Origin of the sequence: Micromonospora sp. NPDC005553 (assembly GCF_042871765.1) — a bacterium.
GTDB lineage: Bacteria > Actinomycetota > Actinomycetes > Mycobacteriales > Micromonosporaceae > Micromonospora.
The window spans coordinates 446,711-461,253 of record NZ_JBIAJD010000001.1; the positions used below are offsets into that span (position 1 = coordinate 446,711).

General features: G+C 72.3%; 12 protein-coding genes. 11 read left to right on the forward strand and 1 reads right to left on the reverse strand.

Going from position 1 to position 14,543, the window contains the following annotated elements:
- The first annotated feature begins 150 nt into the window (after positions 1 to 150).
- The 11 genes from ACFYPG_RS02170 (at position 151) to ACFYPG_RS02220 (ending at position 13,362) form a co-directional block, all read left to right on the forward strand.
- The gene (locus ACFYPG_RS02170; RefSeq protein WP_387349633.1) at positions 151 to 1,212 is read left to right on the forward strand and encodes a sugar transferase; all 1,062 of its coding nucleotides are present in this window, start codon (positions 151 to 153) and stop codon (positions 1,210 to 1,212) included.
- Positions 1,205 to 2,770, forward strand: coding sequence for a lipopolysaccharide biosynthesis protein (locus ACFYPG_RS02175; protein WP_387349635.1), 1,566 nt, complete (start codon positions 1,205 to 1,207; stop codon positions 2,768 to 2,770). Before ACFYPG_RS02170 ends, ACFYPG_RS02175 begins: the two co-directional genes overlap by 8 nt.
- Positions 2,767 to 3,615, forward strand: coding sequence for a class I SAM-dependent methyltransferase (locus ACFYPG_RS02180; protein WP_387349637.1), 849 nt, complete (start codon positions 2,767 to 2,769; stop codon positions 3,613 to 3,615). Before ACFYPG_RS02175 ends, ACFYPG_RS02180 begins: the two co-directional genes overlap by 4 nt.
- Complete coding sequence (locus tag ACFYPG_RS02185; protein ID WP_387349639.1) at positions 3,615 to 4,466, forward strand: class I SAM-dependent methyltransferase; 852 nt, start codon at positions 3,615 to 3,617, stop codon at positions 4,464 to 4,466. Before ACFYPG_RS02180 ends, ACFYPG_RS02185 begins: the two co-directional genes overlap by 1 nt.
- Positions 4,466 to 5,773 carry a glycosyltransferase family 2 protein gene (locus tag ACFYPG_RS02190; protein ID WP_387349640.1) on the forward strand — a complete coding sequence of 436 codons (1,308 nt, stop codon included), beginning with the start codon at positions 4,466 to 4,468 and terminating at the stop codon, positions 5,771 to 5,773. Before ACFYPG_RS02185 ends, ACFYPG_RS02190 begins: the two co-directional genes overlap by 1 nt.
- A complete protein-coding gene (locus ACFYPG_RS02195) occupies positions 5,766 to 6,932 on the forward strand; it encodes a glycosyltransferase (protein WP_387349641.1) in 1,167 nt (388 codons plus the stop codon). Before ACFYPG_RS02190 ends, ACFYPG_RS02195 begins: the two co-directional genes overlap by 8 nt.
- Positions 6,929 to 8,245: a hypothetical protein gene (locus ACFYPG_RS02200; RefSeq protein WP_387349643.1), complete on the forward strand. Its 1,317-nt coding sequence runs from the start codon at positions 6,929 to 6,931 to the stop codon at positions 8,243 to 8,245. The genes ACFYPG_RS02195 and ACFYPG_RS02200 overlap by 4 nt, the downstream gene beginning before the upstream one ends.
- Positions 8,242 to 9,189 (forward strand): glycosyltransferase family 2 protein, encoded by a 948-nt coding sequence (locus ACFYPG_RS02205; RefSeq protein ID WP_387349644.1) that lies wholly within the window; start codon positions 8,242 to 8,244, stop codon positions 9,187 to 9,189. The genes ACFYPG_RS02200 and ACFYPG_RS02205 overlap by 4 nt, the downstream gene beginning before the upstream one ends.
- Positions 9,189 to 10,388 carry a glycosyltransferase family 4 protein gene (locus tag ACFYPG_RS02210; RefSeq protein ID WP_387349646.1) on the forward strand — a complete coding sequence of 400 codons (1,200 nt, stop codon included), beginning with the start codon at positions 9,189 to 9,191 and terminating at the stop codon, positions 10,386 to 10,388. Before ACFYPG_RS02205 ends, ACFYPG_RS02210 begins: the two co-directional genes overlap by 1 nt.
- Positions 10,388 to 12,412, forward strand: coding sequence for a hypothetical protein (locus ACFYPG_RS02215; protein ID WP_387349649.1), 2,025 nt, complete (start codon positions 10,388 to 10,390; stop codon positions 12,410 to 12,412). Before ACFYPG_RS02210 ends, ACFYPG_RS02215 begins: the two co-directional genes overlap by 1 nt.
- Before the next feature lie 86 nt (positions 12,413 to 12,498).
- Entirely contained in the window at positions 12,499 to 13,362 is an 864-nt protein-coding gene (locus ACFYPG_RS02220) for a TylF/MycF family methyltransferase (RefSeq protein WP_355006647.1), read from the forward strand.
- 69 nt (positions 13,363 to 13,431) lie between these two features.
- Here the strand turns inward: ACFYPG_RS02220 and ACFYPG_RS02225 are convergent, their stop codons facing one another.
- Positions 13,432 to 14,478 carry an LCP family protein gene (locus ACFYPG_RS02225; protein WP_387349650.1) on the reverse strand — a complete coding sequence of 349 codons (1,047 nt, stop codon included), beginning with the start codon at positions 14,476 to 14,478 and terminating at the stop codon, positions 13,432 to 13,434.
- Between the last annotated feature and the right edge of the window lie 65 nt (positions 14,479 to 14,543).

Below are 14,543 nucleotides of genomic sequence, written 5' to 3' on the forward strand. Positions count from 1 at the left end.
TGAGGTTGAGGACGAGAAGTCCTCTTTTTGCCTATCCGGGAGTATTGGGGCATTTGTGACTAGTAGCTTACTTCCGGGGTGCTCGTCCGCATGCCCTCAAACCACCTGACGGAGAAGGAGGTCGGCGCGTTGAGAAAGACCCCGGGACCCGTGACCGCGGACTCAGCTCCGTTGCCGGGCAACGACAGCGCGACCTCCTACGACCTCGCCGGGGCACCAGGGTCCGAGACGCGACAACGCCCGGAGATCCCGCTGCAGCTTCAGGAGTTGTTCACCCGCTACGAGCAGGCCACCCGCTCCGACCAGCACAGACGGCGGGCCCGCGTGGTGGTGCTCGAGGCGAACGACGCGGCCACCACGCCCGACCGCCTCGACGAGGAGTTCGACGTGGCCGTCCGACTCCCGGTGCCGGTCTGCGCCGAGGAACTCGCCGAAGTGCTGGCCAGCGTCCGCCCTCGACTCCTGTTGCTCAAGCACTCCCTGGAGAGCATCGACGACCGCATCATCACCAGTTGCATGAGTGCCGGCGTCGAGATCATGGTGCTGGCCCGTCCCGTCTACGGTCTGCTGCGGGCACCCGCGATGGCGCGCTTCGGTGGGCTGCCCTGGATCCGGCTGGGTTCGGGCGGCGCCGGCCGACCCCGAGGCGAGCGGCTCAAGCGGTTCTTCGACCTCGGCGTGATCCTGCTCAGTGCCGTCGTGGTGATCCCACTGATCGCGGTGATCGCCGGCGTGGTGTCGTTCACCGGCCCACCGTTCTACCTCCAGCAACGCGTCGGCACGGGTGGCCGGCCGTTCCGGGTGGTCAAGTTCCGGACCATGCGGGTCGGCGCCGAGCAGACCACCGGCCCGGTCCTGGCCCTGCCGGACGACGTCCGGATCACTCGATTGGGTCGCTGGCTTCGACGGTCCCGGCTGGACGAGTTGCCCCAGCTCTGGAACGTGCTGCGCGGCGAGATGAGCCTCGTCGGGCCTCGCCCGGAACGACCGGAGTTCATCGCCGGCTTCGCCCGGTTGCCCGACTACGACCTGCGGCACCTGATCCGGCCGGGGCTGACCGGCATCGCGCAGCTCACCGGCGGATACGCGGCCACAGTGGAGGAGAAGCTCCGCTGTGACCTGCTCTACCTCAATTGCCGCTCGATGCGGGTCGACCTGACCCTGCTCCTGCTGACCGTCGTCGAGCTGTTCCGCGGGTTCCCCCGTGGCTAGCGCGACCCACGCGGTGGAAAGCCGCGTCACCCGCAACACGGCCAGCATGCTGGCCGCGCGGGTGGTCACGGCGGTGGCCGGACTGGTCTCGGTGCCGGTCATCTACCAGCAGCTCGGGCCACGGGAGTTCGGGATCTGGGTGGTGCTCACCGGCCTGCTGGCGATGGCCGCCCTGATCGACCTCGGACTCGGCTCCGCACTGGTCCGCGAGGTGGCGCGGGCCGAGAGCCCGGCGGACCGCGACCTGGTACGTCGGCTGCTCGGGCTGGGGCTGGGCTGGGCCGTGCTGCTGGGCCTGCTCACCCTGGGAGCGCTCGGTGCCTGCTGGCCGTGGCTCGTCGGGCCGCTGCGCCTCGCTGACCTGGCCGACGAGGCGTGGCAGGCCACCCTCTGGCTGGTCGTCAGCCTGGTGGCCGGCGCCGTGGAACTGCCGTGGCGGGCCGTACTCGAAGGCGGCCAACGGTACGGGTCACTCGCCGCGATCAGCGCCGGCACCGCCATCCTCGGGGCAGCCCTCGCCATCCTGGTGGTACGCCTCGGCGGCGGCCTGGTGGCGTTGGCCGCCTCGGCCGCCGCGACCGGGGCGATCCGTACCCTCCTGCTCACCGCGACGACCCACCGCCAGTGCCCGGACCTGTCCCCACGATGGGGACGGACCTGCGTCGCCGACATCCGGCGGATCGGCGGCTACGGCCTGCGGGTGCAGGTCTCCAGCGGCGCAGGAATCGTCAATGTGGAACTCGATCGCCTCATCCTCGCTGGTGCCTTCGGCCCCGCCGTGGCCGGCGGATTCGACCTGGGCAGTCGCCTGCTCAACCTGCTCCGCCTGCCCCCGGGTTTCGCCCTCATCGCGCTGTTCCCCGCGGCGGTCGCCCGCACGGTGTCCCAGGGCACCGGCTGGCTGGACCGGTTCCACCTGACCGCCACCCGGTACCTCGCGCTGTTCCTGGCCCCGGCCACCGCCGCGCTGATGGTCAGCGCCGATCCACTGGTCCGGCTCTGGCTGGGCCACCAGGTCCCCTGGGCCGCGGCGAACATCATCGTCCTCGCGCCCGCGTACGCCCTCAACCTGATCGCCGGGGCGGCGACGATCGCCGCCCGCGCCGAGGGCCGGCCCGGGTTGGAGACGCGGTACGTACTGCTCTCCGTCGTCCTCAACCTGGTCCTGACCGTGCCGCTGCTGCTGCTGTGCGGGCCGCTCGGCGTACCGCTGTCGACAGCGCTGGCGGTGGTGCTCAGCACCGGGTACTTCCTTGTCTACTTCCACAGCGCCACGGCCCGGCCGCTCGCCCCGCTGGCGCGGGCGATCTGGCCGCCGCTCGCCGCGGCTGCCGCGGCCGGGTTGGTCACGACGGCGGCCAGCCAGTTCCTGCCGGACGGTCCGGGACGCCTCGACGCCGCCCTCGCCGTGTCGTCCCGGGCGGGTCTGACAGTGCTCGTCGCTGGCGCGCTGCTGATCGCCGGCGGGCACCTGGGCGCGAGCGACCGGCTGCGACTGCACCGGCTGCTGCGCGCGCCGACGGCGGTGCTGTCGCCGAGCACGGGCGGTCCGCGATGAGCGTCGACCACCGCACCGCGCGGTGCGTGCTGTGTGGGCCACGGCAGGCCCACCTGCCGCGACTCGGCGGGCTGCTGCGCCGCTGTGAAGGCTGCGGCTTCAGCTGGACCGCGCAGGAGCAGGCCACCGAGGACGGACGATACGACGAGGACTACTTCGCCGAGGGTGGTTACGACGACTACTTCCGGGCCGCGCCACGCCGGTTCGAGGCACGGCGGCGGTTGCGCTGGCTGCTCTCCACAGTCCGCCCCACAGTCCTTCTCGAAGCCGGTCCCGCTGGCGGCTACTTCCTCGAAGCCGCCCACCAGGCCGGAATCACCGCCAGCGGGATCGAAGTCAGCCACGCCGCCGCCAGCTTCGCCCGCGACCACCTCCACATGCCCGTACGCCAGGGCTACTTCGAAACCATCGCACCCACCCTCACCGCCGACGTCGTCTGCGCCTTCCACGTCCTCGAACACGTCGAAGACCCCCGCGCCTTCCTGCACGCCGCACACACCGCCCTCACCCCCGGCGGCTGGCTCGCCCTCGAAGTACCCAACATCGCCTCCGCCGCCGCCAACCGACTCGGCACCGACTGGCCGGGCCTGCAACCGCGCTACCACCGCTGGCACTTCACCCCCGACACCCTGGTCCGGCTGGTGACCGACCTCGGCTTCGAGGTGGTCCGGCAGGACACCACAGTCTTCCGCTACTACATGCCGCTCGCCTACCGGCTGCGGCACGCCCGACATCTACTCCCCGCCGACGTGCTCGGGCTCCGCTCACCGCGGTTGACCCACCCACGCCTCGGCGACCTGCTCCGGGTGATCGCCCGGGCGCCACGAACCGGACGGAGCACCTGATGAAACTCGATGGGATCGAGCTGGTCCGCTGCCAGCTCTGCGGCCGCGCCGGTGGGCACTCGCCGACCCTCGGCGAGCTGCTGTGGAGCTGCCCGGACTGCGGCTTCGTCTGGACCGCGGGCAGCGCCCCGGCTCCCGAGGAGCTGTACGACGAGGCCTACTACACGACGGACGGGTACCAGGACTACTTCGCCTCGGCCGGTCAGCGCCGGTTCGAGGCGAGCCGACGGTTGCGCTGGCTGCTCTCCACAGTCCGCCCCACAGTCCTTCTCGAAGCCGGGTGCGCGGGGGGTTACTTCCTCGAAGCCGCCCACCAGGCCGGAATCACCGCCAGCGGGATCGAAGTCAGCCACGCCGCCGCCAGCTTCGCCCGCGACCACCTCCACATGCCCGTACGCCAGGGCTACTTCGAAACCATCGCACCCACCCTCACCGCCGACGTCGTCTGCGCCTTCCACGTCCTCGAACACGTCGAAGACCCCCGCGCCTTCCTGCACGCCGCACACACCGCCCTCACTCCCGGCGGCTGGCTCGCCCTCGAAGTACCCAACATCGCCTCCGCCGCCGCCAACCGACTCGGCACCGACTGGCCCGCCATCGCTCCCGCGTACCACCGCTGGCACTTCACCCCGGACACGCTGAGCCGGATGCTCGTGGAGTCCGGGTTCCGGGTGATCTCCCACGACACGGTCTTCTCGCGGTTCTACTGGCAACCGGCGGCACGGCTGCGCAACGCCCGCGATCTGCTGGTCGCCGACGTCGCCGCCAGCCGGTCGCCCCGGGTGACGCACCCACAACTCGGCGACCTGCTGCGGATCTTCGCCCGCCGCGACGACCGGGCGGTGTCCTGATGGCCGCCCCGCTGCTGTCGGTGCTCCTGATCAGCTGGAACACCCGCGAGCAGACCCGACAGTGCCTGGAGTCGCTGGCCTCGACCGTCGACCCCGACCTGGACTACGAGGTGATTGCCGTCGACAACGGCTCATCCGACGGCTCCGCCGAGATGCTCAGCGACCAACCCCGGGTCCGGCTGATCCGCAACAACCACAACACCGGGTTCGCCGCCGCCGTGAACCAGGCGTACCGCCGGGCGAACGGGCAGTTGATCCTGCTGCTCAACAGCGACATCCGGTTCCACCCCGGCGCGCTGTCGCGGATGATCGACCACCTGCGGGAGCGGCCGGACGTGGCGGGGGTCAGCCCGCTCTACCTCAACCCGGACGGCACCTTCCAGCAGCACTACGTCCAACAGCCCAGCTTCACCGCCACCATCGCGCTGGTGACCGCGCTGCGCCGGCTGCCCGGGTTCCGCCAGGCACTGCACCGGTTCCAGATGCGCGGCGAGGACTTCAGCCGCCCCCGGCAGCTCGCCTCGGGCAGCTGCATGCTGCTGCGCCGCTCGGTGCTCGGACAACAGACCATCTTCGACGAGGCGTTCCCCGTCTACTGGAACGACGCGGTCCTCGCGCGGCAGCTCGACCAGGCCGGACACCAGCTGTGGATGCTCCCGGACGCCGTGGTGACGCACAGCCGCGGCGCGTCTTGCCGGCTGCTCGGGCCGACCATCCGCTTCCGACACCTGCTGGGCAGCCTGGTCGGGTACCTGCGGCTGACCCAGCCCCGGTACCGGTTGCCGGTGTTCCGGGCCGCGCTGCTCGCCGACCATCTGGTCAAGCGGCTCTTCGGTCGATCCGTACAGCTGGGCCTGGGCGACCTGCTCGCCGCGCTGCGCGGCGACGTCGGTCCGCTGCCCGACGGTGACACCCGCGACTGGGTGGTGCTGTTCAGCCGGATTCGATGGTCCGTCGACGGGCATTCGGCGGTGCTGGGGCAGTTGGCCCCCGGGCAACGGTTGCTCTTCGTCGACCCGCCGGGACGCCGGCCGCGCTGGCGGTGCGAGGTGACCCCGATCGGTGCGGAGGCCTGGCACGCCGTCGCACCGACAGCGCTGCCGCTGGGTGATGCGGTGCCGCTTCTCAACTGGATCAACCGGCGGATCGCGGCCGGCGCGCTGCGTGGCTGGCTGGACCGGCACGCGGGCGCCCGACTGCTGCGACTCGACGACGAGCGCGCCCGCCCGGTGCTCGGCCGCCTCGGCGAGGACGAGTTGCTGCCCGCCGGAGCGCCACGGCCGATGGAACGGTCCGGCCGTGGCTGAACAGACCAGCACCCTGCAACCGGCGGCCGCGGCGGTCGTGCCGCCCGCCGACGGCGACCGCGACTGGGTGGTCATCTTCAGCGGCACGCCGTGGGCGAACGGCGCCCACCGGCAGCACGCGCTGGCCCGCGAGCTGACCGTCGACCACCGGGTGCTCTTCGTCGACCCGGCCGGGCACCTCCCGCGCTGGCGGGTCCAGGTCCGGGAGGTGGCCGACGGCCTGTGGCAGTGCGCCGGGCCGGCGCTGCTGCCGTTCGGTAGGCACCTGCCTCCGGTCAACCGGGTCAACCGCTGGCTCGCCGCGCGGGTGCTGCGCCGCTGGTTCCGGCGGCGGGAGGCATCCGTACGACTGCTCTGGCTGGACGAGGACCTGGCCGCGCCGGTCGCCGCCCGGCTGGACGCGTCCGCCGTCGTCTACGACGCCACCGACCTGGACTGGACGTTCACCCGCCCCTGGAACCGTTGGCATCTGCGCCGCGCGCTGCGCTCCGCGGTCGGCGCCGCCGACCTTGTCCTCGCCTCGTCCACCGCGCTACCCGACCGGATGCCCACCTCCGACCCGGCACCGGTGGTCCTGGCGAACGGATGCGACCCGGACCGCTTCTCGCCGGACGGCCCGTTCGCGCCCTGGTTGCTCAGCCTGCGCCGACCCCTGATCGGCTACAGCGGGGCGGTCGACACCCGGGCCTTCGACGCGGACCTGGTCGCCTCGGTGGCGCGCGCCCACCCGGAGTGGACGTTCGTGTTGGTCGGCCCGTCCACCCGGGCCGGCCGTGCCCCGCTCGCCGGACTGTCCAACGTGGTGCTTGTCGACGCCGTCCGCTTCGCGGACGTGCCGGGCATCCTGCGGGCCTGCGACGTCACCATGATCCCCTACCGGGTTGGTGGGCTGATCGACTACGTGCACCCGAAGAAGTGCTACGAATACCTGGCCCTCGGCAAGCCCGTCGTCGCGACGCCGCTGCCGGCGCTGCGGTCCCTGGGCGACACCATCACCCTCGCCGGCGACCCGGCGAGCTTCGCCGCGGCGCTGGCCGATGCGCTGGACCGCGCCGGCGCGCCCGACGACGCCGCCCGACGCCGAGAGGTCGCCACCCGCAACAGCTGGTCGGCGCGGGGCGTCCAGCTGCGTTCCCTGTTGGCGGGGTTGCCGCGATGAGAGTGCCCATCGTCGCGCCCGGTGTGGTGCTCGCCGGCGCCGCGCTGGGCGGTGTGGTGACAGTGGTCACCCTGCTGCCCGGGCCGGTCGGCCTGGCCGCCGCCGTCGGAGTGCTGTGTTTCGGCGCCTTCCTGCTCTGGCCCTGGGCCGTGCTGCCGGTCGGCATCATCGGCGGCGCCGTGGTCGGTGCTGTGCTCAGCGGCGGCGACGTGCGCGGCTACATCGCGGTGAAGGTACTGCTGCTGGCCGCCGGCGGCGCCGCGCTGGCCACCCGCCACTGGCTCGGGGCGGAGCGGGGCATCCGGCGTACCGCCGCCGACGTGGGCATGCTGGTCCTGGTCGGGTTGACCGTCGTGGCGGCCACCTACGGCCTGGCCGTCGGCAACCTGCCGGCGGAGGTACTGGTCGCCGCGTACCAGGTGGCCACGATCCCGGTGTACTTCTTCGTCGCCACCCACACCCTCACCACGCCCCGTCGGATCCTGGCCGCCGGCATCCTGTACGTGGTGCTGGCGGGGGCCTTCACCGCCATCTCGGTGACGGCACCGGGGCGCCACGGCGGGCTCATCACCCTCATGGCCATCCCCGCGCTGATCTGGATCGCCGGTCGGGTGCGGGGTTGGCGTCGAGCCGGCGCCCTCCTGCTCGGCGGGTTCTTCGCCGTCGACGTGCTCCTCGCGTCGTACCGGGGGATCTGGCTCGCCGCGGCACTGACCGGGCTGATCATGCTGGTTCGCGGTGGTCGCACGGTCCGCACCGGCCTGGCCGCCACCGCCGCGGCGGCGGTCGCGGTGGCCGCGATCCTGGCCCTGCAACCAGGGGTACGAGAGCGCGCCACGGAGATCACCAAGGGGTTCGAGCAGTCCGCCGGTTACCGGGGGGTGGAGTCCGAGGTCGGCCTGGGCGTCTTCGCCGACCAGCCGTTGGTCGGGGCCGGCCTCGGACAGACCACGCCGGACATCTACCTGTCCGGCTTCACCTTCACCGACGTCGGTCCGGTGTACCACGCCTTCTACGTCACGGTGCTGGCCAACCTCGGGCTGGTCGGCCTCCTGCTGGTCCTCTGGCCGATCCTGCGCAGCATCCGCGTCGGCCTGCGCAGTCGGGACGGGATCGCGCTGCCGTTCGCGGCGCTGTGCTGCGGTTTCCTGGCCGCCGCCCTCTTCGCGGCGCCGACCGACGGGCACTGGGAGCTGGGCCTGTTGCCGGCGCTGACCCTCCTCACGGCACACCGCGAGGGGGCGCGGCTGCGGCGAACCGCCCGACCGCCGCTGCTGCGCGGCGTCCTGACCCGAACGGGTGTGGCGGCATGAGCGCGGCCGACGCCACGGCGGTGGTGGTCACCCACAACTCGGCGGGACAGATCGTCGCCGCCCTGAGCGCGCTGCGGCAGGCGCAGGTGCCGGTGCGGTTGGTGGACAACGCCTCCACCGATGGCACCGTCGACCTCGTCCGACGCCGCTTCCCGGAGGTGACGGTCCTCGCCAGCCCCACCAACACCGGGTTCGCCACCGCCGTGAACCGGGCCGCGGCCGGGGTCGACACCGACGTCGTGCTCCTGGTCAACCCGGACTGCGTGGTCACCCCCGGCGCGGTGGCGGAGCTGGTCCGGGTGCTGCGCGACCGACCGTCGGTGGGCATCGCGGGGCCACGGCTCACCGACGCGCACGGCCGGGTCGCGATCAGCGCCCACCGCTTCGAATCCCTCGGCACGGTGCTGGCCAGCCGGTTCGGTGGGTCGCTGGTGCCGGTCTCACTGCGACGGTTGCTCAGCGGGCGGCAGCGCCGGGCCGCGTACGACGCCTGTGTACGCGGGGCGCAGCCAGTGGCTGTGGACTGGCTCTCCGGTGCCTGCCTGGCGGTGCGTCGTGATTTGTTCGTGGCGATCGGCGGCCTTGACGAGGGCTACTTCCTGTACTACGAGGACGAGGAGTTGTGCCTCCAGGCGGCCCGGCGCGGCGCCCAGGTGCTGTACGTGCCCTCGGTGACCGCCGTACACGTCGGCGGGGCGAGCAGCTCCGACCCGGCCTGGATCTGGCCCCACCTGTACCGCAGCATGCTGCGGTTCTTCGCCCGCCACCGCGCCGGCACCCTGCGCGCGGTACGCGGCGTGGTGCTGCTGCGCGCGCTGATCGGCATCGGACTGGCCGGCGCGCGGATGCCAGTGCAACCCCGGGCCGGGACGGCCCGGCTGCGCGCCTGGACCCGCGTCGGCCGCATCGCTGTCACCCGACCTGAAACGAGAGGAGGAGCGTGATGCACGTCCTGACAACGGTCGTCGGCAAGCGCACCGAACACTGGACGGACCTGTTCGACGTCCTGTGCGAACAGTCGGACGTCACCCTCACGGTGCTCGCCGCGGACGTGTCCCCGGCGACCCGACACGAACTGGCCCGGCTGGCCCGTCGACACCACCGGCTGCGGTACCACGTCGTTCCGCACCTGCTCGGCGAGTCGCTGACCGGGCACATGGCCTCGGTGCTGTTCCGGCTGCCCGGCCAGCACGACGTGACCACCGCCCGACCGGACATCCTGCACGTCATCGGCGAGGCCGCGTACCTCACCACCTGGCAGGCGCTGCGGCTGCGTCAACGCTGCTGGGCCGGAGTGCCCACCACCTTGTACGCCGCGCAGAACGTGGTCACCCGCTTTCCGGTGCCGTTCCCCCGGATCGAGCGACAGTCCTACCTCTCCGTCGACCACGCCTTCCCGATCACACCCGCGGCGTTGAATGTGCTGCGCATCAAGGGTTACCGGGGCCCGGCCACGATCGTGCCGCTCGGCGTGGACACCCGGATGTTCCGGCCGCTGCCCACCGACCCGGTCGCACGCCCGTTCACTGTCGGGTTCGTCGGGCGGTTCGAGCCACACAAGGGCGTGGTCGACCTGCTACGAGCCGCCGAGCTGATCGACTGCGACGTGTCGCTGGTCGGCGAGGGCAGCCTCGGCGCCGAGATCGAACGGGCCGCCGCGCGCCGACCCGGCCGGGTGCACCGGCACGGCTGGGCCGGGCACGCCGAGCTGCCCACGCTGCTGAACGACATGGACGTGTTGGCGATGCCATCGGTCGAGGTGGTGCAGCGCAATACCCTGCCGTGGATCGGTATCCCGCTGCGCGAGCAGTTCGGCCGGGTGCTGGTCGAGGCGATGGCCTGTGGCGTACCCGTCGTGGGCAGCGACGTCGGCGAGATCCCCTACGTGGTGGGCGACGCCGGTCTGGTCTTTCCCTCCGGCGACGTCTCCGCGCTCGCCGCCCGCCTCGCGCGGCTGCGCGACGACCCGGCGCTCTCCGGCCAGTTGGCCAACCGTGGGTTGGCCCGCGCCGGCGCCGAGTTCGGCTGGGACCGGATCGCCGAGACACTCTGCACGACCTGGCGCGGACTGCGGTCCCCGGCCCGGTCGCTGCGCACATCGCCCGCCGAGGCCGGGCACCCAACCAGAGAGGCGATCGCCTGATGAGCGCGTCGATAGATGTCAAAGGTCTGCTCGGTGCCTCCTGGCGCCGGGTGGGCGTACCGCTGCTCGGCCTGTGCGCGGGCCTGGCCGCCGCCCAGGGAGTGACCCAGCTCCTCCCGGCGCGCTACGAGGCGGAGGCCTCGGTGCTGGTCAGCGCCGAGCAGACCGACGAGGACAGACCGGCGGACCTGGCCCTCGCGCAGAACCTCACGCCCACCATCGCCCGACTGGTCGGGTCCCGGGAGGTCGCGCTGGAAGCGGCGCGTTCACTGCAACTTCCCGAGCGGGCCGTGCTCGGTCACGTCAGCGGCGAGTACGAGCTGGGTCTCCAGATCATCACCGTGCACGCGAGCGCCGGCACCGGCACGCAGGCCGCCGCGATCGCGAACGCCGCCTCCCGCGCCGTCAGTCAACAACTGGGCCGGCTGGACATGGGCGGTTCCACCAGCATCAACGCACGGGTTCTCGACACCGCCAGCCCGCCGGCCCGGCCGGCCTTCCCGAGGCCGCTGCTGAACGGCGTGCTCGGAGCCCTGGCCGGGCTGCTGGCCGGTTGGGGCGCGACGATGCTGCGCGACCGGTTCGACAGCCGGCTGCGCGACATCGGCCAGATCGAGGCGCGCCTGGGCCTGCCGGTGGTCGGGGTGCTGCCGAAGCTGCCGCGCCGCTTCGCCCGCCATCACGCCGCCGCGCTGTACGCCCGCACCAACGTCGCCGACGCGGTGCGCGCCACGATCTCGACCCTCAGCGTGCTCACCGCTCCCCTGCCCCGTCGTCGGCTGCTGGTGACCAGCGCGCACGACGACGACGGCAAGGCCCTGGTGACCGCCCTGCTCGGTCTCGGCATGGCCGATGAGCACTGTCGGGCCACGCTGGTGGACGGTGCGGTGCGGGACCCGGTGCTGTCGGGACACTTCCCGGAGGCGCCGCACACCTGGCAGCAGGTGCTGGCCCAGAAGTGCCCGCCGGTGCGCCTGGTCGACTTCCCCACCCTGACCGTGCTGCCGGCCGAGCCCCGCGAGGGCGCCGACACGGAGGCCCTGCACGAGCTGGGCGGCCTGCTCAACGCGCTGGGCGAGGACGAGGACTGCGTGATCGTCCACGCGCCGCCGATCCTGGCCGGACGGGAGATCTCGGCGTTCGCCCAGCACGCGGACGGCGTGCTGCTGGTCGTCCGCGCCGGTCGGACGAACCTGGACGACAGCACCCGGGCGGCCCGGCTCGTGCAACAGCTCGGGCTGCCGCTGGCGGGTGTCGTGGTGATCGGAGCGGTGCCCCGACCGGACCACCGGTCCAGCAGCGAGCAACCGGCCCTGGCGCCGGGCGCGACCCAGGATGCCCTGGCGCTGCCGGCGACGAAGGCGGGCGCTCAGGGCGCGGTCATCCGTGAGCTGGTCAGCGCCCTGGTCGAGGACAAGTCCGGGCCGCCCGGACGGCACCGCCGACAGAGCTCGGGTGAGTCGGCCCCGGCCGGCCGGACCGTCGAGGGCAGGACGGTCGAGGGCACGACGGTCGAGCGCACGCCCGTCGACCGCAAGCCGGTCGCAGGCGCGACGGCTGGCAGCGTGCCGGTCGAGCGTCAACCCGTCGAGCGTCAACCGGTCGAGAGCACCGGGGGCGGCGTCGTGGCGCCCCCGGAGGCGCAGGCCGAGCCGACCCGGATCGAGGATGCCATCACCCAGCAGAACCCGGTGGTGACGGATGACCTGGACCGGCCCGAGCAGGTGCCGACGCCCACCGCCCAGCCCGAGCCAGCGGCTCCGGCCTGGGGTGGCTCCCCCGCCGTGGCGGGTGTTCTCGGCCGACCGTTGGCCCGGCCCGAGACGGTCTGGCGGTCACCGGTGGTGGAGGCAGCGCTGCCGGAGCCTTCCCCGAACGCCCCGGTGGCCAACCGGACGGACCACTGGCCGGCCTTCGGGCAGGAGTTGCTGGCCGCCGGGCGGCCGAGCGCGGAACGACCCTCCACCGGGCCCATCGTGCTGCGACGGGCGGTAGCCGTCGGCGACGCCGATCGCCGGGGCTGACACGGCCGGAGCAACGGTCGGCGGCCCGCCCACGACAGGCGGCCCGCCCATCTGGCTACAAACGACACTGAGAAGGAGACAGGCCGATGAGTGAGATGTTGATACCCACACAGGCGTCCGAGCCGTCGCTGGACGACCCCCGCGCCCTCTACTGCGATCTGCTCAAGAAGGCGCTGACCCGCTATGTCTTCCGCGAGACGTGGATGCCCTACCACCCACGTCAGGGCTCCCTGCACGGCCGGATCCTCCAGCACGGCCGGCACCTGCTGCGACGTAAGGGCCTGGAGCTGGTGCTCCAGTTCCCGTTCGACGCGGAGGCGCGGGCCACCGGCCGCGACTGGCCGCCGGAGGCCGAGACCATGATCGGGCTGCGGCGGCTGGACAACCTGGAGCGATGCGTCAAGGACGTGTTGGAACGGGGCGTGCCCGGTGACCTGATCGAGACCGGTGTGTGGCGGGGCGGAGCGGTCATCTTCATGCGCGGGATGCTGCGCGCCTACGGCGACCGGGACCGGACGGTGTGGGTCGCAGACTCGTTCCGCGGCCTGCCGAAGCCGGCTCCCCACCGGGTCGAGGACGTCGAGGACGCGCTCTGGCAGGTGCCCTTCCTGGCGGTGTCGTTGGAGCAGGTGAAGGCGAACTTCGAACGGTACGGGCTACTCGACGGCCAGGTCCGGTTCCTCAAGGGCTGGTTCTCGGACACCCTGCCGACCGCGCCGGTGGAGCAGATCTCGGTGATGCGTCTCGACGGGGACCTCTACGACTCGACGATGGTCGCGCTGCGCTCGCTCTACCCGAAGCTCTCCGTCGGAGGCTACGTGATCATCGACGACTACCACGCGGTACGCGGCTGCAAGCAGGCCGTCGACGACTTCCGCGCCGAACACGGCATCGAGGACGAGCTGCACCAGGTGGACTGGACCTGCCGCTACTGGCGGCGGTCGCGCTAGACCTGGCCGGACAGAAGTCGGCGGGTGGGAGGTCCTGGGACCTCCCACCCGCCGTCTTGCTACTCGTGCTCAGTTGGCCGGCGGAGTCTGCGGGTTGGCCGCGACCCACTGCGCCACCCGGTCCTCGCGCAGGGCGGCGAAGAGCGCCGGGGCCCGGACCTCGTCCAGCCGCACCGCGGACCCGGCCGGGGTCTGCAGGTTCGCGTCGCTGAACGGGACGGTGACGAACTGGACGGTCTCCGGCTTCACCCTGCGCAGCACGAGGGCGAGGTCGGTGAGGTTCAGGTCGCGGTCGACGACAAGTGATTCGGCCGCGGTGGTGAGCACCCGGTCGAGTCGGGTCGGGCTGGTGAGCAGATCTGTCGCGGTGACCCGCTCGGCCAGGGCACGTACCACGAGCTGCTGGTCGTGGATGCGGCCGAAGTCTCCGCCGGGCACGCCGTGCCGCTGCCGCATCAGGTCGTCGGCCGCCTTGCCGTCCAGGTCGTGGCAGCCGGCGGGCCAGGTGGTGCCGGTGTCCGAGGACTTCACGGTGTACGGCAGGCACACGTTGATCCCCTCCACCGCGTCCACCAGCTTGCGGACGGCGGCGAAGTTGGCCACCAGCACGCCGTCGAGTGGTAGCCCGGTGAGCTTGGCGACCGTCTCGGCGGCCAGGGCGGCCCCGCCGAACGCGAACGCGGCGTTGATCTTGTTGGGACCGCCGGCCCAGGTGGGCCCCGCCGCGGGCACGTCGACGTAACTGTCCCGGGGGATGGAGACGACGGTGGCCGCCTCTCGCGCGGCGTTGACGTGCACCAGCATGATGGTGTCCGACCGCTGCCCGGGGTAGAGGGCCTGGTCCGGCTCGCCGTCGCGGGAGTCCGACCCGAGCAGCAGGAGATTGAGCGGCCCCGACTCCCACCGGCGGTCGTCGTGGGTGCCCTGGCCGAGGATGTCCTCGCGCTGGACCCGGCCCTCGTACCGGTGCTTCAAACCGAAGCCGACGGTGACGAGGCCCGCGCAGAGCACTCCGAGCATCAGGAGCAGGGCGATGCCCGCCTTCTTCCACCCGGCCATCGCCCGCCACCTCGACGGCGCTGGCGTGGCCGTGCGTCCGGGGATACCGGTCACCATGTTGACCACCTCTGCACGAACTCTCGGGACGCTGAACCTGTTGTGTGGCAAGGGATGCAACCGCT

Bases quoted from the DNA above. Each gene is read 5' to 3' on its own strand.
- ACFYPG_RS02225 (WP_387349650.1), bottom strand. From the start codon at position 14,478: ATGGTGACCGGTATCCCCGGACGCACGGCCACGCCAGCGCCGTCGAGG.
- ACFYPG_RS02210 (WP_387349646.1), top strand. From the start codon at position 9,189: ATGCACGTCCTGACAACGGTCGTCGGCAAGCGCACCGAACACTGGACG.
- ACFYPG_RS02205 (WP_387349644.1), top strand. From the start codon at position 8,242: ATGAGCGCGGCCGACGCCACGGCGGTGGTGGTCACCCACAACTCGGCG.
- ACFYPG_RS02190 (WP_387349640.1), top strand. From the start codon at position 4,466: ATGGCCGCCCCGCTGCTGTCGGTGCTCCTGATCAGCTGGAACACCCGC.
- ACFYPG_RS02215 (WP_387349649.1), top strand. From the start codon at position 10,388: ATGAGCGCGTCGATAGATGTCAAAGGTCTGCTCGGTGCCTCCTGGCGC.
- ACFYPG_RS02180 (WP_387349637.1), top strand. From the start codon at position 2,767: ATGAGCGTCGACCACCGCACCGCGCGGTGCGTGCTGTGTGGGCCACGG.
- ACFYPG_RS02185 (WP_387349639.1), top strand. From the start codon at position 3,615: ATGAAACTCGATGGGATCGAGCTGGTCCGCTGCCAGCTCTGCGGCCGC.
- ACFYPG_RS02200 (WP_387349643.1), top strand. From the start codon at position 6,929: ATGAGAGTGCCCATCGTCGCGCCCGGTGTGGTGCTCGCCGGCGCCGCG.
- ACFYPG_RS02220 (WP_355006647.1), top strand. From the start codon at position 12,499: ATGAGTGAGATGTTGATACCCACACAGGCGTCCGAGCCGTCGCTGGAC.